Origin of the sequence: Brachyspira alvinipulli ATCC 51933, assembly GCF_000518245.1 — a bacterium.
In the GTDB taxonomy this organism is placed as follows: domain Bacteria; phylum Spirochaetota; class Brachyspiria; order Brachyspirales; family Brachyspiraceae; genus Brachyspira; species Brachyspira alvinipulli.
In genome coordinates this window covers 19,282-41,443 of the sequence record NZ_JADF01000018.1, presented here as the reverse complement: position 1 = coordinate 41,443, position 22,162 = coordinate 19,282, and the positions used below count along the sequence as shown (strand labels likewise).

The following is a 22,162-nucleotide window of genomic DNA, read 5'->3' as shown; positions in this document are numbered from 1 at the left end:
TGTATATAAATAATATGAAACTATATGAATAATCTACTTTAAGCTATATTTAATCAATATGATAGAAATTGTTTAGAGAGAAAAATTGATAAGGTTATTAGTTTGATATTATGGCTTATTCCAATAAAATCAATAAGAGATAAAATTAGAGATTATCTATCAGATTATTAATATACAATTATATATCTGTACTAAAAATTTATTTACATACCCCGCCCATTATTTTTTTATAATTTTAATTAATCATTTTTGTTTTAAATTTCTTTGATGTTTAAATAGATATTTCTGCACCCGTCCTAGTGTTTTTTAGATTGTTAACTATTATTCCCGCACGAAGAATTTATTTTTATTATAGATAAGATTAATAATTATAATTTAAATCACATATAAGATTAAGCTAACCGTACGTTAAATAAAAAAAGTGCCTGTTTATTACAAGCACTTTTATCGATAAGTAAAAACTTTATTTAGTTAAAACATTTGTAGGATTTCCATCTAAAAAAGCCTTTATATTCTCATAAACTTTATGCATAAGCCTAGTCCTAGCCTCAAAAGTATTTCCCGCAAAATGAGGAGTAATGTAGCAGTTTTTAGCAGTAAGAAGAGGATTGTCAGCAGTTGGAGGCTCTTTTGAAAGCACATCTAAACCAGCACCTGCTATAATTCCATTATTTAAAGCATCCGCTAAATCTTTTTCTACTATAACACCTCCCCTTGAAGTATTAATTAAAAATGCGGTTTTTTTCATTTTTGAAAGCAAGTTTTTATTGACTATATTTTCTGTTTCTTTATTAAGCGGAGCATTGAGAGAAAGAAAATCGGATCTCTCAAAAAGTTCTTCTAGGCTTGAAACATTTTCAAAACCTTCTTTTTTACTTCTTGAATAAACTAACACCTTCATACCCATTCCCATAGCCATTTTAGCAACTTCTCTTCCTATATCTCCAAAACCAAATATGCCCATAGTTTTATTCTCAAGTTCAATTAAAGGATAACTGCTGAATGAATAATCTTTGCACTTTACCCAATCTCCATTATGAACTTGATTATTATGCTCAACTACCCTGAAAGATAAAGATAATACAAAAGCCATTACAAGCTGTGCTACAGACTGAGGACCATATCCTCTTACATTAGTAACCGTAATACCTAATTCCTTTGCAGCTTCAATATCTATCATATTATATCCTGTTGCAAGCATTCCTATATATTTTAAGTTTGGAAGAGACTGCATTAATTTTTTATCGAACTTTACTTTGCTGTTTAATATACCCCAAGCATCATAAGCAACGTCTTTTACATTGTCATAATCAACTCTGTCATAAACTTTTAAATCGGATATACTCTCTATTTCACCCCAAGATATATCTCCGGGATTTAATATAAATCCGTCAAGTACTACTATTTTTGGTTTGTTCATTCTTTACTCCTATTATTGTTAACAAAAATTGCTCGTTCATAAGCCCAGATATTCTTACGAATATTTGGTACTCGCAATTTTTAGCTTACTAATATTACTTATTATTGTTAAGTTCGCCTACGCTTATAATCAGCAAATAAATAAATTTATTTGCTAGCTACGGCTCACTGTTTATTGTTAAGTTCGCCTACGCTATAATCAGCAAATAAATAAATTTATTTGCACGTATGTGCCCTTTAGGGATAGCTTAGGCTTGCTTTTTATTGCTAATAAAAATTGCAAAATAAATCTATTTACACGCGGCCAACTTCTATTATAAAAAACTTACTCATTTATAAACTAAAATAATTAATTTACAAGATCATTTAAAACTTCATTATATACTTTTAATACATCATCAGCTGTAAGGTTTCTCCATTCTTTTAATTTATTTTCTCTTTTATATCTATTAAATATTTTATTACCTACAAAATGAACATATTGATTAGGATAATGAATATTTAAAAAATGGCTTAATCTATTTAAACGCATTGATTGTGCCCTTAATGCTTTTTTAATAATATAAAAAGGACATTTTACCTTTACCATAAATCCGGCATCATCTTCAAATACTACTCCTTCATAGTCTATCGAAAAATCATCAACATATTTATGAAGCATTTTTTCTACATACTTATCGTAATCATCCTTTGAAATATTATCATTAGGCTTTTCAAATATTTCTATTCTTTCTTTCACTTTAAATTGTTCTGTTATTTCCTTACTTGATAATTCTTCATAAGAGAGTTTTCTAAAATTCTCTTCATTATAAATTATATCAAGCAAAATTAAAAATGATTTATCATATACAATAGGATGTGCTGAATCTTTTAAATGTATGCATTCAAATACAAATGTAGTATTATTTTTTCTGCAGTATTCTTTTATAAATTTTTTATTTTCATCCGTTAATAATTCCTCTGCCCAAGCAGTCATTTTAGTATTAATTGAGCTTTTAGTTGCAAATATTAACTCATCTCTTGTTTTATCTAAAAACACTAAAAACAAATACCCATTATATTTTTTGCATACACTTACAGGAAACTTTATATTTTTCTGCAAACTTTTTAATTTTGTTTCTTTAACCTCATCATAATTAAAGAATTTATCATAGCTTCTTCCTGCAATTTCATTTGTTCCATTGTATCTGTACAATCCTCTAGCCTTTATCGTCTGTTCATTCCATAATCTTTTATAGAATACCCTATCTGAAAAATTAGTAGAATAAACTGTATCATAATGTTTATAACGCACAAGTTCGCTTTCTTCATTTTCTTTATTGAATAAATTTTTTATTTCTTTATTATTCTTATAACTCTCAATAGACAAATCTTTTAAATTGAGAATAATCAAATCTTCCCCGTATTCAACAGAGTTTTCTATACAATAAGCATTATCATTAATTTTGCATAAATTATCTTCCAATTCTTCCTGAAACACATTTCTATGTCCGAATATCTGTATAATATCAGGATGATTTTTTTGAAATTGTTTTCCAACTTCTATATAAGATTTATAATCGTCTTCATCTTCTTTATATCCGTAAGTTACAATGCCATTCAAAAGAGAGGCAGGAATATGCTCATACATCCTATCTATGCCAGAATGATTAATAAAAAATTTCTTTCCATTAAAAGTGAAAAAATAATAAAGTCTGAACTTCTTATAAAAATTTCTTATTTTCTTTTTATAATTATTCAATTCATTTAATATTTTTTCTTCAAAATTATATTCTTCTGATTGTTTATTTACAGAAAATGCTTTTTTTATTTCTTTGTATGTTGTTTGATAAAATTCCTGATTCGTAATTTTTATATCATTGGCAAAGAAATTCAAACTTACATCATGATTACCTTCTGTAAAATAAACATTATTTGGTATATCATTATTAAGAAAATAATCAATCAATTCTTTAGATTTTGCTCCTCTGTCTATTAAATCGCCTACAAATATATAAGCTGTTTTTTTATTCTGAAAATAATTCTCTTTTTCTAAAAATATTTTAAATACATCATATTCGCCATGCAAATCAGGTATAACTTTTATATTATCATACTTTTCAAACTCTGTTTCATTTAAATAAAAACTATCCCATTTGCTTGCTTCAAGTAATGCATCAATTGAGCTGTTATAATCAGATGCCCTGTAAATATTAGCACCGCTTAATTTAAAATCTTTCATACGCATAAAAAAGTCTTTTATAACTTCTTCATCAATATTATTTCCTATTTCTCTTTTTCTAACATTATCAATACATTCTTTTAATGATAAATTATCAAATAAGACAGCAGTTATTCTGTATCCGTATTTTTTAGCAAGTTCTGTAATGCTGTTAAGATTAAAAAGTCCTGTACTGTCAAGTATTGTGAATTGTCCTAATTTAAATCTGTTTTCTAGTATGTTTAATATCAAATTATTCCAAATATATGAATTATCCTTTTCACATATAGAAAGACCATTATGTCCGTCTGGGAAAAGTCCTGAATATAATATTCTTAAATTATCAAAACTTACACTATAATGTTCAAGATTAGCTTGTTTTATAGAATAACTTTTTCCGCTTCCTTGAGCCCCTACTGTTATTATTAATACTTTCATAATTATCCTTGATTATAAAACAATGATATAAATTATACTATATTTTTTATAAACATACAGTTTTTATTTTTGAATATTATTAAAATAATCATTACATAAATCAATAAACAACTTCATTAAAGGTGTTAAGCATTTGTTTTTATGATGAGCACATACAGCAGATATAGTTGTATTATTTAATTCTGTTTCTATTTCTACTAAACTGCCTTTTTTTAAATCATCTTCTACACTAAATTTCGGCAGATAAGATATTCCTACATCATTTTTTACAAGATTTTTAATAGTAGGTATACTCCAAAGTTCTATTACATGATCTATTATTATAGATTTTTGTCTAAGATAATTTTCAAATATCCGTCTGAACATGCAATTAGGTTCTTTTATAATAAATGTAATAGGCATATTTCTATCTGGTGTTATGAAGTCAGGGTATTGTTTTTTTAATTTAGGAGATGATACAAGCACAAGTTCATATATTCCTAAAGGGTATGTTATTATATTGCTTCCCAATCTGTTTACATCTTCATAGAATACCCCTATATCTAAATTGCCCCTTATGAGCTCATCTCTTATGTCATAACAGTTCATAGATTTAATAAAAAGTCTTGCATTTGGTGCTTTTTTGTTAACTTTTCTTAAAATACTTGGCATATACCAGCATAGCAATGTTTCTGCAACACCGATATACAAATCTCCCTTAAAATCTCTCAGTTCCTTTTCAAAGTTGCAAAGTTTATTTACAGAAGATAAAACTTCATCTACATAAGGTATAAGATGCTTTCCAGATTTTGTTAATACCATTTTTCTTCCTATCCTCTCAAAAAGTTTTGTTGAAAGCTCTCTCTCTAATTGATCGATTTGAAAAGTAATTGTAGATTGAGTATAATTGAGTCTTTCTGCTGCTTTATTAAATCCGTCTTCTTCAATGATTGTACGGAAAGTAATTAAATATTTTAAATCCATAATATTTCCTTATTATTCAATAATTTTGAATTATATATTTAAACATTTTAATTTGACTAAAGTATTATAGCAAAGTATTATAAAAGTATTATAATCAAAAGGAGCATAAATGCAAATGTTATTTTCAATTATAATTTCATATCTTCCTTATGCAGTAATAACTGCTTTCACACCAGGACCTAATAATGTAATTGCATTGCATTCTATTAGTCAAAATGGATGGAGCAATGGTAAAAATATAGTTTTTGGAATTATAATAGGTTTTTTATCTGTTATGATTATATGTGCATTATTTTGTTATGAGTTAGCAAAATATGTACCATTTATAGCTAATATATTAAAATATATAGGGGCAGCATATATAGTATATCTTGCAGTACATATTTTAATGAGCAAGCCTTTGGACAATACAAATAAAAATATGTCATTTATGAAAGGGCTTTTGCTTCAATTTGTAAATGTCAAGATTATACTTTATGCAATTACAGTTTATACTGCTTATGTACTTCCTCATAGTAAAAGTCTTAAAAGTTTACTTGTTCATTCCATAGTAATAAGCGTTATAGGAATGGCTGGTATTTTAACTTGGGCTTTGGCTGGAGGTATATTACAGAGATTTTTAAAAAAATACTATCATCAATTTAATATTGTTATGGCGGTTATTTTGGTATTGTGCGCAGTATCATTGTTATTTTAGTTTATCATAAATATCATAGAAGTATTGTATAGAAGAAATTATATCTCCGTTTCGGCACATTTTTAAATATTTTTCTCTATTTACTATCATTGCTTCGCCTACTTCATTATCCTGTAAAATTAAATCTTCTATTTGTACATCTCTTTTAAACATATAGGAATCTATTATTGTATTTGAAAACTCAAGTATAAAAGAAGTTAAAAACAAAGCATCTTCTTTTTTAAATGACAGTCCTATTTCTTCTTTAAGTTCTCTTAAAGCTCCGTCAATACTGTCTTCTCCAGCAAGTATAGAGCCTTCTGTGCATTCCCACATATCAGGGCATATTTTTTTGCTGCTGTGCCTTTTTGTTATTATAACTTCATCATTGCTATTAACTATCCAAGCATGTATTATTATATGATAATCATCTTTATTCAGAGGAATTCCTCTTTTATGAAATCTTCCCGTTTTATTTTTATTTCTATCATAAATATCCCAAATTTCTGACATAATAATTCCATATAAAAAAATAATTAGAATAAAAAAGCCCGCTTAAATACTGCTGTTTTTAAGGGGGCTTTCATAAGTTATCGGACTTTTATATTATAAAATTTTATAATATAAATTTCAAGGCTCTTAATATCTCATAATAGTCATTATTTTCAAAAATTACCGTAGTATCATTAATTTTTTTGGCATTAGGATAAAACGACACCTTGTGAGCATAGCCATGTTCTTTATAACAAATCTCTAATTTAAAATGATTAGGCAATTTTAATATTTTACCTTTAAAATCCTGACTTAAAGCCTCTTTAGTCTTCTCCTTAATCATTTTAACCATTAAATTAGGAGAATAATTTATAGTGGAATAACCTATACCCTCTTTAACCGGAAGAGTTATTAAATTCGGATAATTAGGCTGCATATTCTGGGCAATTTCACATAATCCCTTATCTCCGGATAAAAATACAGTAGGTACTTTTCTATAAGCTGCCGCATAACTAAAAAACATAAATTCACTGGCAAGCACTTCATTAAGCTTCACATAAACATTTCTAGTATTCATAGTATGCGAAAGCGGATTATTTCCAATAGAAGCTGCATTATGATATCCTATAAACATTACAGCATCAAAACTTTCATCAATACCTTCTACCATAGAATAAGGATCTCCGCTCCATCTTCTATGTATTTTTACGCATTCAGGCAAAGCTGTTTGATCTATATTCATAGCACTATCATGGGCATCTTTTACAAATATTTCTTTAGCACCAGCTTCAATAGCACCCTCGCATGCAGCATTAACTTCTTTAGTCATTTGTAAAGTATGCTCTTTATAAGTTAAACTTCCAGCATCGGTATCAGGCCATTGGGTAGTTGTAGTAATTCCTTCTATATCCGCACTAATAAAAACTTTCATGATAATTCCTTTAATATTTAAAAATTATTTTGATGATTAAAAACTATATTATATTTTTGATTTAATTCAATATATTTTTTATTGTTTTTGATATCTTCCTTTGTAGAAAATATATTAAACTATATAAGGTTTCATTTTTATTTTTACATAATAAAATATTTGTAAACTAATTATAGTTTTTTATTTTCATCAACTTTTTTCGTTAAAAAAGTTGCAAAAAAACAAATTATTTTTACTATAAAATATACTGTTTAGTGTTTAGGAATAATTATGAATGATAAAGAAGTAAATATTTGAAATAATAAAAATATATTATAGAATATCATAATATTATAATTAGGTTATATTTTATGATAAAGAATTTTGAAATTCATGATTACAGACAATTCCAAAACGCTAAGTTTGATAATTTTGCTAATGTAAATTTATTCATAGGTGAAAATGATACAGGAAAAACTACTATATTAAAATTTTTGTATGCTAATTGTCATAAGCTAAAATATCTTACTGATAGAAAGACATATGATATAAGTATAGATGAAGCCCTTTATACAATTTATGGTAAAGGTTCAGAAAATATATTTGATAATGATTTTAGAAATTCAAAAATTGTAAGACTTAATCTATTAAGTAATAATGACAAAACAGATTTTACATGCATTTTAGTTAATAGTAATAGTGAAACTATTAATTCAAAACAAATTATAAATAATTACAATTATGACTATAAACCTTTATTCATACCTGCTAAAGAAATTTTATCTATTATGAATGCTGTTATTTATCTTAAAAATCAAAATATAGAAAGCGGATTCGATGATTCTTATACTGATATAATTTATGAAATACTTGCAAGAAAAAATATTGATGAAAGAGAATTGTTAAATGTATTCAAAAATAAATATGATTTTTATAAAGGCAATATACAAATAGATAAAAATACTAATGCCATTAATTATTATAAAAATGACGGTAATATTTATAACATCAATATTACTGCTGAAGGAATAAAAAAGTTAGGAATATTTGAAGTGCTTCATAATACAGGTAATTTAACAAAGAAAAGCATTTTATTTATTGATGAGCCTGAAAATAGTTTGCATCCTAAAATGATTCGTGAGCTTATGAGATTTTTAGTTGATATTTCAAAAGAAGGCGTGCAAATATTTATGGCTAGTCATAATTCATTTGTTTTAAATCAGCTTAGCAATATTGCCATAAAAGATAATTATCCTATAAATGTATATTTCTTTTTAAAAGAAGATAATTATACAAAAATAGATGGAGCTTATGATTTATCAAAAGAGTTTCCTGATAATTCAATATCTGATGAGGCTTATGATATGTTTGTGGAGAGTAAAAATTGAGTAATAATCAAGAATGGCTTATAGAGTTTAAAGATAATTCATATTTCAGACTCTCTAAAAATCAATTCTATATACAAAATCAAAAAAATTATGAAGTATGCAGTCAAAATGATAATGGTATGAAAGAAATGGATTTTTGTTATTGTAATGATGCTCATATTGATTTAATAGAGTGTAAAGAAGTAAACAATATGGATAAATCAAATTTGAAAGATGATTTAAGACTAAAAGCTTTACATTCTTCTGCCTTATTAAAAACAGCTTTGTATGATGGAAATAATGATATTATAAAAACATTAAATAACCTAAATAAAAATTATAATATAAATATAGAACTAAGGGTTTATATTATTTTCAAACAATTTAATGCTAAAGATAAGACGATAATTTCTGATATTGTAAAAGAAATAGAAAATATCATAAAAAGAAGTCTTATATGTCCATTAGGCAAACTTTGGAATATTAAAGAAGTACAAGTTTTAGATTATGAAACAGCTAAAAATAAACTTCAATATATAAAGTAAATAATGAGCTTTTTAAGATTAATATCAAGCCTTATAAACATAGTAGTATTAAACAATCAATTTAAAATACTCAAGCTCTGAATAAACATTTTCTGTACCGTTAGCAACTTCTCTTCCCAAAACAGCACTATTGCTTGCTAAATCAGCATTTTCCTGCGTTATGCGGTTTAACTCATTAATGGCAAGAGCAATTTCTCTAACGCTTCCTTCCTCCTGAGAAACAGAATTGCATAAATCCATAAGTACATCGGATACCTCTTTTGCAGAATTTTCTATATTCAAAAGCATATCAATAGAATGCCTTACAGATTCATCCCCGATTTCTATTTTAGAAACAGTGTTTTCTATTATGTCTGTAATCTTTCCGGCAGCATCATTAACATTTTGAGCAAGAGACCTTATCTCAGAAGCAACAACTGCAAAACCTTTACCCTGTTCCCCAGCACGGGCAGCCTCAACAGCAGCATTTAAAGCTAGTATGTTAGTTTGAAATGCTATAGTTTGTATAAGTTTTATTATATCTGATATTTCCTTGCTTGACTGAGATATATCAGCCATATTATTTGAAATCTGCGTAACAGCATCTACACCTTTTTTTGTAGCTTCAGCCACTTTATTGCTCATATCTCTTACACCGTTTGTATGATTTGAAGTTTCAGATATAGAAGAAAATAGATTTTCTATAGCACTGCTTACTTCCTCTATAGCAGATGCCTGAGATGATGTTCTGTCTGATAAATTATCTATACCTTTTGATATTTGAGTGCTTGAATTATTTATTGAAGATATATTATTTTTTATTTCAGCTACTATTGAAGATATTTTGTTTTGCATGTCATTAACAGAATTAACTAAATGTCCTGATTCATCTTTTAAAGCTAAATCTTCTTTATTAAATACGCTGTTAAAATTTCCTTCTTTCATAAGATCTATAATTTTTATAGTATTTCTTAAAGGTTTAACTATTTTATAAACAAGTATTCCTTCAATCAATAATATAAGAATCATAATTATAAATACAACAAGCATCAAAATTCTAAACTGATTATTAATTTCTCTAGCATCTCCTTTGAATACCAAAAACCAAGGTGCATTTGATGTTTTTTGAATAGCATACCATTGATTGCCTGATATTTTAACCTCTCCTATATGAGAAGCAATATCGCCTTTAAAACCAGCAAAAAGAGGATCATTAAATAAATTATTATTTTCATTTAATATATAATTGGTATTTTCATGCGTCATATATATTCCATTTGACGATACAATATAGAATTCCTCTTTGAAAGTATCTTTTATCTCTTGCATTATTCTGTTCATATCAATGAAATCTATTGCAAATACCCCTTTTAACTTTCCATTTGTATATATCGCCTTACTGAAAGTTACTGTTAATTCGTTAACTGCAAAATCTATATACGGATCACTTATCATTATATCGCTTGTCTTTAAAGCATCTATATACCATGGTCTTGCTGTTTGATTATATGTACGCGGATATTCTTCCAATGTATTTATATATATTCCGCCCTGTGAATATGGAACAGTATCTCCGAAATACATATTTAAATATCCTGAACTTGCTTTTTGTATATTAGTTATAAAATTACCAAAATTTTCAAGACTTGGATTTGTTTCAAGGTTATTTACTATTAAATTAACAGTATTTTTTATTTCTCTTATAGACCCTTCTGCTTCATTCTTTGAGTTTAAAGTTTGGAAATATTTTTCATTTAAAAATTTGGATTTGTATATAGGCTTATATATGAAATAAAATAATAAAAAAGCTGCAAGCAAAAATACGGAAAATATACTTAGAAATTTAAACATCAAACTATTTTTCATATTAGGGAAAAACTCCATGATTTAATTATGAAATAAAGCAATCTAAAAAATAAAACCAAAAATATTTGAAAATAATAAAGTAGAAAATACTAATGAGCGGGCGAACGGAATCGAACCGTCATCTTCAGATTGGAAGTCTGAGGTAATAACCATTATACGACGCCCGCATTTAAAAGAACTTTTAAGTGCTAAAATTATAGCATACCGATAAAAAAAATCAATATAATAATTTAATTTTTTTCACTCTATTTTGTTTTATATGTGTTGTAAAGTTTAAATATTACCCCGCCCTCCCACCCTTTAGTTAAACAAGCATTTTTGAAAAATAAGCCAATAAATCGAAATAAAAATATAAACCCTAAATATTGTTATTTATTATACTAGATGAAAAGGATAAAATATTTTCAAATAATTATGTAGAAATATATCAAATACATATATTTTTTTGTAAACATAATACAGTTTTTTGATAAAGTAAATTTTTATACTTCCGAATATTAATATAGTAGTAAATTAATAATTAGGAAGTAAATTATGATAAACGGATTAGGCAATTTATTATCTTTTGCTGATAACAATGTTTTATCTAATAACAATACTTACAGCTTAAATAATTATAGTTATGATGATTCTTTTGCTAAAATGCTAAATAAAACTCAAAGCGAAGAACTTTATTCTTCAAGCGTTTCAAATAAAGTAGTTAATAATCATACAGAAAATTCTTATCAAGAATACAATGATTATAATAATTATTCGCCTGCTTCAGCAGAAGAGCAATACTCTGAAAATGATAATATCAATACTGAAAAATCTTCTGATAACAATAATATCAAAGAAAAATCAGAAAATTCTGAAGTAAAAGAAAGCAAAGCAGAAAATACAGAAGATAGTAAAAAAGCCTCTTCATCTGAAGAAAATGAAGCAGTTAATAAAAGCAATAATAATGAAGAAGAAAATAAAGAAGTAAAAGAAAATAGTTCTAAAAAAAGCAAATTAGCAGAAGCCAAAGAAAAAGCTAAAGCAGCTTTGCAAAATGCTAATATTGCCAATGCAGATAAAAAGGTTGATAAAAAAGAAAATATAAGCAGAGAAAATCTAGTATCTAAGGCTGATAAAGCAGACAAAAAAGAAAATATCAAAAACGAAGAAATTGAAAATATTAAAAAAGAAATAGAATCTATCAATGCTGAAGAATTAGATGAAGAAGATAAAAAAGAATTAGCTGATTTAATAGAATCATTGGAAAATCTAAAAAATATGATAGATGCCAAAGATGAAGAAAAAGATAAAAAACTCACTGATGATATAAAAGATGATGTAAAAGTTAAAGATATAGATAAAGATTCTCTTAATAAAGAAGCAAAAATAGCTTTGAATAAAGATGACAGTAAAGAAGAAATCAATAATGCTGATGTAATGATTCAAAATGATAATACCCAAATGGCTGAAGCATCTATTGATATGAATACAGAAAATAAATATGCTGACAGATACAATAAAGATAATGCAGAAAATAATACTGTAAGTTCTGTAAACAATACTATATCAGATGATAAAGGTGCAGAGCTTACTATCATTAATATGAAGGATTCTGCAGAAGGTGCTAATTTAAAAGGATATAATCATTATAATAATGTATCTAAAACACATAACAGCCCTAACCTATCTGACAGCATAATAAAATTCCAAGATTTAATGGGTAAACTTGTTGAAAAAGCACAGGTTGCATTAGCTAATGGAAAAAGTGAAGTTTTAATGACTCTAAACCCAGAGCATTTGGGCAAAGTAAGATTAAAAATTAATATGGACGGCGATAACTTGGTAGGCAAAATATTTGTAGATAATGCCGAAGTTAAAGACATATTTACTAAGAACTTAGATACTGTTATATCTTCATTAAATGAAATAGGTATAAATATAGAAGGTTTTGATGTAATGTTAAGACAGGATATGCCTAATAATGGAGAGTTTGGAGAAGAGTTAAACAATAACGGAACTAGACTTAATTTTGAAAACAATGATAATGCAGAAGAAGTAAATGCCGATATAAAGAATTACATAGTTCCGGAAAGAAAATTGAATTTACTTATTTAATATAAGGAGAGCAAAAGATGATATCAGCAGACGCTTTAAAAATGTCAGATAAGGAAATAAAAATATTAAAACAGGAAGTTGGTGCTTTCAATTTGCAGCATAATTTCCAAAGAGACCCTACTCAAAACTCTTTAGGAAAAGATGCATTTTTGAAACTTCTTACAGTTCAAATGAGTCACCAAGACCCATTGTCTCCAATGGATAACAGAGATATGATAGCACAGCTTGCACAGTTCTCTTCTGTTGAGCAAATGACTGAAGTAAATAAAAACTTGGAATCTATGAAAACTTTTTATTCCAGCCAAACAGGATATTCTATGTTAGGCAAAAGTGTAGAAGTTATGGATGAGGCAGGAAATAGATTCTTGGGACCGGTAGAAATGGTTATGGAAAATGATACTGGAGTTGCACTTGCTGTTAGAACAGATAACGGACTTATAACAGTACGTCCGGAAGATGTAATGATAGTACATTCAAACGGAGATTTAATGGCTTCAGAAGCTGCTGCTGTTTCTCAAGTAAGAGAGGCACAAAGTGAAGATGAAGCTGCTAAAATGTTTGAATCTTCTTTGGCAGATAAAGCTAGAATAATAACAAGACCTTCTGCTGAAGATGAAAATGGAGATAATTCTAATAATGAATTCGGTGAATTGAAGGCTGCTTATGAATCAGAAATTAATACAGCTACTCAAAGTAAGGTTTCTGAAGTTGATAATGCTAATTTGAATAAAACAGAAAAAACTGTAGGCATGATGAAAGCAGAAGAAGCATTAATGAACTCTAAAGAAAATGGAAATAAACCAGTAAAGAGATAATCATTTTATAAAAGAAATAAAATTGTTGATAAATAAAAGCTCATGGAATTATCTTCTATGAGCTTTTTTTAATATATTATTTGCAAAATTATGTAAAATATACTATACTTTTAGTAAAAGCTCTTTGACATCCCTATTTACACATAAAAGTAAAATTTTTGTAAATTATATAGAAAAGGGCTTGATAATTACATATCTATGTGTAAGTAAATATAATTTTACAATCATATTAGATAATTACATAATGAGTTTAAAAACATATATAGGAAGAAACCCGTTTAAAAACCCCGTATCGTAAAGAAATGTTACTAAATTTTTACAAAAAATTTAAGAAAAAATTACGGGTTTTTAAACTCATTCCCCGTGAGGGGACGAAAACTATCTAGATAAACGTATTAGTACTTCTTTATTATTATATAAGCTTGTTTTTAAACTCATTCCCCGTGACCAAGTAGGCACTGCGCTGCGCTTGTGGGGGACGAAAACAGTCGGGACCAAATCTTTCAAACCATAAAATAGTATGTCCTTGTTTTTAAACTCATTCCCCGAAAGGGGACGAAAACCATACCATAATTTTTTTTGAATTTGAAAAATTTCTGGATCGTTTTTAAACTCATTCCCTGCGAAGCACTCCGGTACGGAGCTGAAAGGGGACGAAAACAATTATTGTTTTTCATTTTATACTCCTTATTTTATATATAGTTTTTAAACTCATTCCCCATTGTCAAAATACAAATTGACTTAGGGGACGATTTTATACGAAAATTAGATTAACTATTAAAATTAGTATATGATAAAAGATTTAAACTATGAGGAAGCAGCCCTATTAATAAAAAATAAAAGCCCTATGTCATCTAAACAAGGGCTTTTTCAGAAGTTATTACAATAAAAAATTTTTCTTGTATATTAAGAAGCTGTCTTTGTCAATTTATCAGCTGTATATTCTTCAGATGTACTTTGCATAAGTAAAGAGATATTCAAATTACCATTTCCGTCAAATATTAAAGAGAATATCAATAAAGAACCGCTTTCCATTTTCATAGAACTATAATTTTTATCATCTATCTTTGTAATATTATTAAAAGTAAAATGATTAGCATCCGCTTTAAATACTACTGTAGCATCTTTATTTACTATTACAGTAATATCTTTTTCTTCAGTTGAAGAAGCTGACTTCAATTTTCCTTTTCCTGTATATGTTCCTTCATAATTGGCAATTGTAATTCCGGAAGGGTCTAAAGTACTATTTTTAGAGCATGAAACTGCTAATATCAAAAAAGTTAATAATAAAAATATTTTTGTTTTCATTTTTTATTCCTTATGTTTTGTATATATTAAAATATAAGCAAATTATGAAAAAAAAAGATTACTTTTTTATAAAAATTATTTTTTTAAATAATCTGCAAATCTCTGAGGCAAATAAACATTATCATATTCATCTTTTAAAGCCTCTCTAAAAAGTTCTGCCATTTCTTCTATTTTAAAGCCCGCTATACCGCATCCTATTTCCGTTACTAAAAATTTTAATTCTTTATGTTCCAAAGTGAAAGCTAAAAACTTATCAACATATTTTTTTATTTCTGATACTGCCATTTTACCACTTTTTGTATAATCAACTGTAGGTATGGCAAATGTTTTACCCTGAAGTCCGAATGCCTGACCATAAACAGCTCCCCAATTCATAGCAGCCCTAGCAGCCCCGCCTCCATGTGCTCCTTGAGTATTGCTTCCAAATACAAATATTTCATTATCTTCTAATTTACTTATATTATTTGATGATATTTTGTTCATAATTCCCCCTTATAAAAATACTGCCAAAAAGTATATTATAATCATCATAACAAATCCTGTAATACTTATAGATAATATTATATTTCTAATAATTACATTGATTATAGGATTGTAAGAAAAATTTGCCCTTTTTAAAGCATAATAAAATGTTATACCTAGAAGTAATATATCATCTAATTTTCCTATAGGTATTCTATCTGGAATTAAATCAATAGGAGATAAAGTATAAATAACTGCTAAAATAAAAGGTACCCAATATATAAACTTCTTTTCTTTTTTTCTCTGATAATCTTTATAAACTTTATATTTTCTATATACTCCATCTTCTCCAAGTATCTCTACATCGTCTTCTTCTATTTCTGTATAATCTTCTTTATTTTTATCATATTTCATAAATTAATCTCTGTTTATTATAAGCAAATTATATAGCATATATCTTTTTAGTCAATTAATTAATTAAAGACATTATTCATAAAAAAAGAATAGTTAATATTATTATAAATACTAACTATTCTAAAAAATTATATTTTAGGGTAATTAATTATTTGCTTTATAATATTCAGCTATATTATCAAAATCTTCTTTTGAAAACACAGAAGCACAAAGAGGAAGCAAAATATTTTCTTCTTTAAATATCATATCATAAATATTATTTTTGAAATCTTTCATACCTTCAAAATCATTGTTTTTGATTATTAAATTTAATTCATTTAAAATATCTCTATCTACTTTGGACATAACTTTTGAAGGCTCATCATTTCCATATTTTTTTAAAGCTGTAAAAAATAGGCTCTCTTTCTTAGAATAATGTTCATGAAGTTTATCATAAAGTTCAGAAGATAAAATTTTATTATTCAATAAATCTTCTATATATCTGTTTTCATTTTTAAATAATACTACAGCTTCATAATCATATTCAATATTAGAATTATCCATAGCATCTTTTAAAATCAATGTTCTAATATAGAAAAAATGCTTAGCCTCATCAATACTCATACCATCATTAACCAATTCATGCATGGCATTATGAACTTCTTCAGCTGATACCTTAATCAATTTACCTTCAAACTCTCTTTTTATTAAATCAATATCCCCTCCATTATGCAGCTTTACTATAAGAGATTTTAATATATCATTTCTTTCATCTGAATTTGAAATGCTATATTTTTTTAAATCAAAACCATACTCATTAAATTTATGTTTTAATTTATTAAAATTAATTTTCTTAAATTTAAGAGCTCCTTTTAAAGTGATTACCTTTGCTGCTGTATTAAACATTATTGGATTTTTTATATTATTAAAACCTAATTCATATAAAGCTTCTTTAAGTTTTGGGTATCTGCTGCATATATTGTATACTGTATCATTTATATCAATTAATTCAAAAGATATCATATAACTTCCTTTATTTGTTTGATTATTCTAACATATTTTATATGCTTTCTAAAAAATAGTCAAATAAAACAACATAAATTTTTTTTTATTATTGCTTTTATAATATCAATCTGTTAATATGAAGATAGTATATTAATAAAATATTAAGGAATTTTAATATGAGTAATTTAAATGAAGTAAAAAATGAATATCTTCAGATGTTAAAAGAAAATATTATACCATTTTGGCTTAAAAACGGACTTGATAAAAAACATGGCGGATATTACACTGCATTAGATAGAAAAGGCACGCTTATAGAAACAGATAAATCCGTATGGTTTCAAGGAAGATTTGCTTGGGTATTGTCTACTCTTTATGCTGATTTTGAGAAAAAACCAGAGTATTTAGAAGCTGCTAAATTAGGAATAGACTTTTTAGAAAAATATTGTTTTGATAAAGCAGGTGACGGAAGAATGTATTTCAGAGTTACAGAAGACGGAAAGCCTATAATAAAAAGATTAAGATATTACTTTTCAGAAACATTTTGTTTAGTTGCTATGGCTGCATACTCAAGAGCTAGCGGAGATAAAAGCTATGTTAAAAAGGCTAGAGAAATACTTGATAATATAGACCGCTATCAAAAAGAAGGACTTTTAGTACCAAAATTTGATGCAGTAAACAGACCTACTATAGCTTTCGGCCCTCCTATGATAATGCTTGCAACTGTTCAGGAATTAAGAAAAGCTGATCCGGAAAATAAAGATTATTATAATAAATACATTGATAATCTTCTTTCTAATATACAGTTATTTTTATATGAAGAGAAAAAAGCAGTACTTGAACAATGCAATCCTGACGGTACTTTGCAAGATCACTTTGAAGGAAGATTATTAAATCCTGGTCATGCTATAGAATCTTCTTGGTTCATATTAAGAGAAGCTATAGAAAGAAATCATGATGAAAAATTAAAAGCCCTAGGTATTAAAATATTTGACTGGATGTGGGAATGGGGTTGGGATAAAGAGTACGGCGGTATTATTCAATATATGGATGTACTTGGAAAAGCTAAAAGCGAATATCACCATGACATGAAATTCTGGTGGCCTCAAACTGAAGCTGCTATTGCTGCTTTATACTGCTACTATTTCACTAAAGATGATAAATATTTAGAAAAGCATGATATGGTTAAAGAGTATACTAAAAAATTCATTGATACAGAATACGGTGAATGGTTCGGATATCTTCACAGAGATGGAACAATATCAACTGACTTAAAAGGAAATATGTATAAAGGACCTTTCCATATTCCTAGAATGTATATGAAATGTGTAGAAATAATTGACGCTATTAATGCAAAATAAAAAATAAAAATATAATAAATAAAGCTGAACTTTATTTAAAAAGTTCAGCTTTTTTGCTTAAAATTTTAATTTGTAATTTTAACTGCTATAGGTTAAAATAAAAATCGACTATATTCAAAGGAATTTTATGTTTTCATTAAGAAGGAAGCTTGAAAAGAATGATTTAGAAACATTAGATTTATTTACGATTTCTTTTTCTATGTTCAGAGTAAATTTTATTAACTTTATTATAGTAGGATTTATATGCGGTATGCCTTTAATATTAACTACGGTATATTTTCCTCCTACTATATTTGACCCGGAAAAAATATCCACTTTAGCACAATTAATAAATTGGTTTAAAAATGAAGTTAATATAGGTTTTTATATAAATACTATTTTATCTCTTATTTTAGATACTATATCTATTATAGCCATATCGCTTCTTGTAGAAGGATTAATTTATAGAAAAAGAAAAACAGCTTCTTGGGCTATTTTAAAAAGTTTTACACTTCTCATTCCTACATTAGTTACTTTATTTATATTTGCCATTATAGTATTTATGGGATTAACATTCTTTATAATACCTGGAATAATATTAATAGTATTATTTATGTTCGTTCAAAATATTTGTGCTCTTAGGCATACTTGGGGAATAGATGCTTTAAAATATTCTTATAAATTAATCAAATCTAATTTCTTCAAAGCTTTCTTTATAATATCTTTTATATTCATATTCAAAACAGTTTTCTTAATAACTTTCCCTTCTGCTCCTATAGACACAAAAGAAGGTTTGTTATACTATTTTATCTCTTCAATATCTTTATATATATTTGACACTTATTTCAAAATAATAATAGCTTTATTCTTTTTAAATAGAGATTTTGTTAATAGTGCCCAGCTTGAAGAAGATGAAGAAGAAGATAATAATGAAGAAGAGAACAATTAAAAAAATCTCTAATTATTAATATATTATTTTTTTAATATGGTTCCTATACCATGAGAATCATCTTCAATAGTTCCTTCTGTATCGGATTGAAATTTTATAGAAACGGAAAAAGGCTTATCAGATTCTATATTCATTTTATATTTGTCATTTCCTAAATCTTCTACAGATGAAACTTTTAAATTATTATACATCATATCGGATTCTGATTTTATATTAATATCAAAACTGTTATTATTAGCAAATGAAGCATTCCAATCCCCTATATAATTAGTAATTCCTTTGCTTGGATTTACCTCCTTAGTTTTTTGGCTTGCAGATGTATAAGCATCGCTGGAATTGCCGCAGCTTAATACAAAAAAAGAAAATAAAATTGATAGAATTATTGTTATTTTTTTACTCATAATACTTTAACCTCTTATATAATTATAACTTTTATTATATAGTAATTATTATTTATAACAAGTATGTTGATAAATTTATAATTGAAAAATTATTATAATATAATATTATATTTGCACATAAAATTTTAAGGAGTATAAAAAATGAAAGCATTAATACTTAGCGATAATTTCTTTGAAGATTCAGAATTATTTTACCCTTATTTCAGACTTATAGAAGAAGGTATAGAAGTTGATATTGCTGCTTTAAAAAAAGGAACTATATCTGGGGAATATTTTTTTGAAGTTGAGGCTAAATTAGATTTTTCAGAGGTTAATCCTGAAAATTATAAAGCTCTTATAATACCAGGAGGAAGAGCACCTGAGGCTATAAGAGGAAATGAAGATGTAAAAAAAATCATAAAATATTTTGTTGATAATAATCTTCCTATAGCTGCAATATGTCATGGACAGCAAACTTTAATATCTGCAAATGTATTAGAAGGAAAAGAGGCTACATGCTATATATCTATAAAAGATGATTTAATCAATGCCAAAGCAAATTATAAAAATGAACCTGTAGTAGTATGCGGAAATATTATTACTTCAAGATGTCCTAATGATTTGCCTTATTTTGCTAAAGAATTAATAAAAAAATTAAAATAAAATATTTTATAATGTGAATAAATTATGCTCTTAAATAAAGTTTAAGAGTATAATTTAAAGTTTTGCTGTTTATATTATTTCTAATTAATTATCATAAAAAATTATTAATACCTATCTAATCTGTTTTTAATGAAAAATAAAAGTGTATACAATAAAAACTCCTAATGAATATATAAATCCACTAGGAGAAAAAAATTAGGTATTAGGTTATTTTTTTTGGTTAGGGTTTAATTGTTTTCCTCTATTGCCTTGATTCTTATCGTATGTTTTATTCGTTCCAGATGTGCCTTTATTAGCATTTGAAATATCTGCTTCATGATTAGGTTTTTTACTCATACTTTACTCCTTAATTAATATTTGCTTAATATATCAAGCATAAAATCAGAAAATTTTGCTTTATCAAAAGAATTATCTTCTTCATTGTATGATGAAAAAGCACTTAAAAGCATTAGTATAAAAGAAAGCATAGTAATATCTTCTTTGTCTAAATCTGCATTTTTATAATTGAATATGAGTTTCTTTATATAGCTTTCATCAATTTTATCATTATTTTTTATAAACTCATTTTTTATATTTTTTATTATAGGTACTATTAATTCCTTTTCCATCTCATCAATATTTTTTATAATATCTTTCATTTTTTTAAAATCCTCCAAATTTTTTACAGATTTATACAAAAATATAATATCAATATCTTCATTTTCAAATATTATTTTATAAATATCTGGCACTTCCAAACCTATTGACTTTAAATACAATATCTCCTTCACTATATTTAAATGCTCATTAGTATAATATCTAACATCCTCCCTTGATTTTCCCTGAGGAACTCTATATGCAGGAAGTATACCCTTATTATCCCAGTCCCTCATATTCTTTAATGTAACATCTTCTATACCTTCGCATTTAAGAAAATCTATAAACTCACCTATAGACATTAAATCATTTTTATTAATATCATCTCTTGAAGTTAATGTATGCCTTACTTTATTTATAAAATATTCAGCATTATTATTATTAATATTTATTTTATTATCATTTTTCATTTTCATACCCGTACAAAAAACATATATTATATATAAATAATATTAAGTTTTTTGTACATAGTATAAAAATAAAAATCATAGACATTTATATATATATATATCCCCTAATACATGTATAATAGTATTAAAGCAATTTCTTATACTTATCTATTATATTAATCATCTCCTCCTTAAAGTAAGATTTATTAAAAGAACATCCGTCATAAGAAGAACAAGCCTTTTTAACTATATCTACAAAAGCAATAACAAAAGCATGTTCTTTTTTTAATTTACCGCATTTACCATTTGTTTTGTATTTATCCAAATTAATAATATGCATTACTGTTTCTATTGAAGGGGTTATTAATTTAGTTTCCATATCCTCCATGTTATTTATAGTCTTTTTCATTTTGGAAAAATCTTCTTTATTTTTTATAGATTTCTCCAAAAGAACAACATCTTCTCTTTCATTAAAAAATAGAACTCTCTCTATATCCGATATATCAAAGCCTATCTTTTTAAGTCTTAGTATTTCTTTAATCATCTGTATATGATCTCTGCTGTAAAATCTTGTTTCTGTTCTAATAGCACCCTTAGCCTTTCTGTATGCTGGAAGTATCTCCTTCTCATCCCATTTTCTCAAAATTTTTAAATCTATATCTCCATCATTTATTATTTTATCCCTTATCAATTCATTAAAGAAATCTCCTATTTGCAAAAATGAATTTTTATCAGCTTTTGACTTGCTTGGAAGTATATATTCTTTTCCTGCTATATAATAAATAATGTCTTTTTCATTAACATCTCTTTTGCTGTTGTCATATACTTCATTATCTTTATTTCTTCTAGCCATTTTTTTCTCCTTAAAAATATTTA

22 protein-coding genes and 1 tRNA gene are annotated in these 22,162 nt (G+C 26.4%); 8 read left to right on the top strand and 15 right to left on the bottom strand.

Translation table 11 applies throughout. The annotated features are described in order from the left end of the window. Positions 1 to 463 precede the first annotated feature (463 nt). From T324_RS0101685 to T324_RS0101675, 3 genes are all read right to left on the bottom strand, one after another. Positions 464 to 1,420, bottom strand: coding sequence for a D-2-hydroxyacid dehydrogenase (locus T324_RS0101685; protein WP_028328697.1), 957 nt, complete (start codon positions 1,418 to 1,420; stop codon positions 464 to 466). Positions 1,421 to 1,768: 348 nt separating this feature from the next. Further along, on the bottom strand, positions 1,769 to 4,057 hold the full coding sequence (locus T324_RS0101680) for an RNA ligase (protein WP_028328696.1): 2,289 nt from the start codon (positions 4,055 to 4,057) through the stop codon (positions 1,769 to 1,771). A gap of 63 nt (positions 4,058 to 4,120) precedes the next feature. Further along, positions 4,121 to 5,020, bottom strand: coding sequence for a LysR family transcriptional regulator (locus T324_RS0101675; RefSeq protein ID WP_028328695.1), 900 nt, complete (start codon positions 5,018 to 5,020; stop codon positions 4,121 to 4,123). Positions 5,021 to 5,129: 109 nt separating this feature from the next. Between T324_RS0101675 and T324_RS0101670 the strand changes: the two genes are divergently transcribed. Beyond that, entirely contained in the window at positions 5,130 to 5,717 is a 588-nt protein-coding gene (locus tag T324_RS0101670; protein WP_051436762.1) for a LysE family transporter, read from the top strand. On the opposite strand, the gene T324_RS0101665 is transcribed toward T324_RS0101670, so the two are convergent. Both T324_RS0101665 and T324_RS0101660 read right to left on the bottom strand, forming a co-directional pair. Further along, entirely contained in the window at positions 5,709 to 6,209 is a 501-nt protein-coding gene (locus T324_RS0101665; protein WP_028328693.1) for an NUDIX hydrolase, read from the bottom strand. The two genes, T324_RS0101670 and T324_RS0101665, sit on opposite strands and share 9 nt — an antisense overlap. A 103-nt stretch (positions 6,210 to 6,312) precedes the next feature. After that, positions 6,313 to 7,119, bottom strand: coding sequence for a M55 family metallopeptidase (locus tag T324_RS0101660; RefSeq protein WP_028328692.1), 807 nt, complete (start codon positions 7,117 to 7,119; stop codon positions 6,313 to 6,315). A gap of 350 nt (positions 7,120 to 7,469) precedes the next feature. On the opposite strand from T324_RS0101660, the gene T324_RS0101655 reads away from it, so the two are divergent. Then, the gene (locus tag T324_RS0101655) at positions 7,470 to 8,486 is read left to right on the top strand and encodes an AAA family ATPase (RefSeq protein ID WP_028328691.1); all 1,017 of its coding nucleotides are present in this window, start codon (positions 7,470 to 7,472) and stop codon (positions 8,484 to 8,486) included. Beyond that, entirely contained in the window at positions 8,483 to 9,010 is a 528-nt protein-coding gene (locus T324_RS0101650; RefSeq protein ID WP_028328690.1) for a hypothetical protein, read from the top strand. Before T324_RS0101655 ends, T324_RS0101650 begins: the two co-directional genes overlap by 4 nt. 48 nt (positions 9,011 to 9,058) lie before the next feature. Here T324_RS0101650 and T324_RS0101645 read toward each other — a convergent pair whose 3' ends face one another. Both T324_RS0101645 and T324_RS0101640 read right to left on the bottom strand, forming a co-directional pair. After that, the gene (locus T324_RS0101645) at positions 9,059 to 10,855 is read right to left on the bottom strand and encodes a methyl-accepting chemotaxis protein (RefSeq protein WP_028328689.1); all 1,797 of its coding nucleotides are present in this window, start codon (positions 10,853 to 10,855) and stop codon (positions 9,059 to 9,061) included. A 95-nt stretch (positions 10,856 to 10,950) separates the two neighbouring features. Then, positions 10,951 to 11,022, bottom strand: a tRNA-Gly gene (locus T324_RS0101640). A 367-nt stretch (positions 11,023 to 11,389) separates the two neighbouring features. Between T324_RS0101640 and T324_RS0101635 the strand changes: the two genes are divergently transcribed. Together T324_RS0101635 and T324_RS0101630 are read left to right on the top strand one after the other, a co-directional pair. After that, positions 11,390 to 12,949: a flagellar hook-length control protein FliK gene (locus T324_RS0101635; RefSeq protein ID WP_028328688.1), complete on the top strand. Its 1,560-nt coding sequence runs from the start codon at positions 11,390 to 11,392 to the stop codon at positions 12,947 to 12,949. A 17-nt stretch (positions 12,950 to 12,966) separates the two neighbouring features. Next, positions 12,967 to 13,764 carry a flagellar hook assembly protein FlgD gene (locus tag T324_RS0101630; RefSeq protein ID WP_028328687.1) on the top strand — a complete coding sequence of 266 codons (798 nt, stop codon included), beginning with the start codon at positions 12,967 to 12,969 and terminating at the stop codon, positions 13,762 to 13,764. Between the two features lie 906 nt (positions 13,765 to 14,670). Here T324_RS0101630 and T324_RS0101620 read toward each other — a convergent pair. From T324_RS0101620 to T324_RS0101605, 4 genes are all read right to left on the bottom strand, one after another. Beyond that, positions 14,671 to 15,072 (bottom strand): hypothetical protein, encoded by a 402-nt coding sequence (locus tag T324_RS0101620; RefSeq protein WP_028328686.1) that lies wholly within the window; start codon positions 15,070 to 15,072, stop codon positions 14,671 to 14,673. Between the two features lie 75 nt (positions 15,073 to 15,147). Then, the gene (locus T324_RS0101615) at positions 15,148 to 15,555 is read right to left on the bottom strand and encodes an A1S_2505 family phage non-structural protein (RefSeq protein WP_028328685.1); all 408 of its coding nucleotides are present in this window, start codon (positions 15,553 to 15,555) and stop codon (positions 15,148 to 15,150) included. Positions 15,556 to 15,564: 9 nt separating this feature from the next. After that, positions 15,565 to 15,948, bottom strand: coding sequence for a DUF1232 domain-containing protein (locus T324_RS0101610; RefSeq protein WP_028328684.1), 384 nt, complete (start codon positions 15,946 to 15,948; stop codon positions 15,565 to 15,567). Between the two features lie 144 nt (positions 15,949 to 16,092). Next, positions 16,093 to 16,950: a DUF438 domain-containing protein gene (locus T324_RS0101605; RefSeq protein WP_028328683.1), complete on the bottom strand. Its 858-nt coding sequence runs from the start codon at positions 16,948 to 16,950 to the stop codon at positions 16,093 to 16,095. A 158-nt stretch (positions 16,951 to 17,108) separates the two neighbouring features. Between T324_RS0101605 and T324_RS0101600 the strand changes: the two genes are divergently transcribed. Then, positions 17,109 to 18,290: an AGE family epimerase/isomerase gene (locus T324_RS0101600; protein ID WP_028328682.1), complete on the top strand. Its 1,182-nt coding sequence runs from the start codon at positions 17,109 to 17,111 to the stop codon at positions 18,288 to 18,290. 127 nt (positions 18,291 to 18,417) lie between these two features. Continuing rightward, positions 18,418 to 19,218: a hypothetical protein gene (locus T324_RS0101595; RefSeq protein ID WP_028328681.1), complete on the top strand. Its 801-nt coding sequence runs from the start codon at positions 18,418 to 18,420 to the stop codon at positions 19,216 to 19,218. Between the two features lie 23 nt (positions 19,219 to 19,241). On the opposite strand, the gene T324_RS0101590 is transcribed toward T324_RS0101595, so the two are convergent. Continuing rightward, positions 19,242 to 19,619, bottom strand: coding sequence for a hypothetical protein (locus T324_RS0101590; protein WP_028328680.1), 378 nt, complete (start codon positions 19,617 to 19,619; stop codon positions 19,242 to 19,244). 141 nt (positions 19,620 to 19,760) lie between these two features. Here T324_RS0101590 and T324_RS0101585 point away from each other — a divergent pair, with 141 nt between their 5' ends. Then, positions 19,761 to 20,261: a type 1 glutamine amidotransferase domain-containing protein gene (locus T324_RS0101585; RefSeq protein ID WP_028328679.1), complete on the top strand. Its 501-nt coding sequence runs from the start codon at positions 19,761 to 19,763 to the stop codon at positions 20,259 to 20,261. A gap of 207 nt (positions 20,262 to 20,468) precedes the next feature. Here the strand turns inward: T324_RS0101585 and T324_RS18685 are convergent, their stop codons facing one another. The 3 genes from T324_RS18685 to T324_RS0101570 all read right to left on the bottom strand — a co-directional run bounded on the left by T324_RS18685 (position 20,469) and on the right by T324_RS0101570 (position 22,139). After that, positions 20,469 to 20,597, bottom strand: a complete 129-nt coding sequence (locus tag T324_RS18685; protein WP_281171789.1) for a hypothetical protein — start codon at positions 20,595 to 20,597, stop codon at positions 20,469 to 20,471. A 14-nt stretch (positions 20,598 to 20,611) separates the two neighbouring features. Continuing rightward, positions 20,612 to 21,307 (bottom strand): MerR family transcriptional regulator, encoded by a 696-nt coding sequence (locus T324_RS17840; RefSeq protein ID WP_245580605.1) that lies wholly within the window; start codon positions 21,305 to 21,307, stop codon positions 20,612 to 20,614. Positions 21,308 to 21,431: 124 nt separating this feature from the next. Beyond that, positions 21,432 to 22,139, bottom strand: coding sequence for a helix-turn-helix domain-containing protein (locus tag T324_RS0101570; RefSeq protein WP_028328677.1), 708 nt, complete (start codon positions 22,137 to 22,139; stop codon positions 21,432 to 21,434). Positions 22,140 to 22,162: the final 23 nt, after the last annotated feature.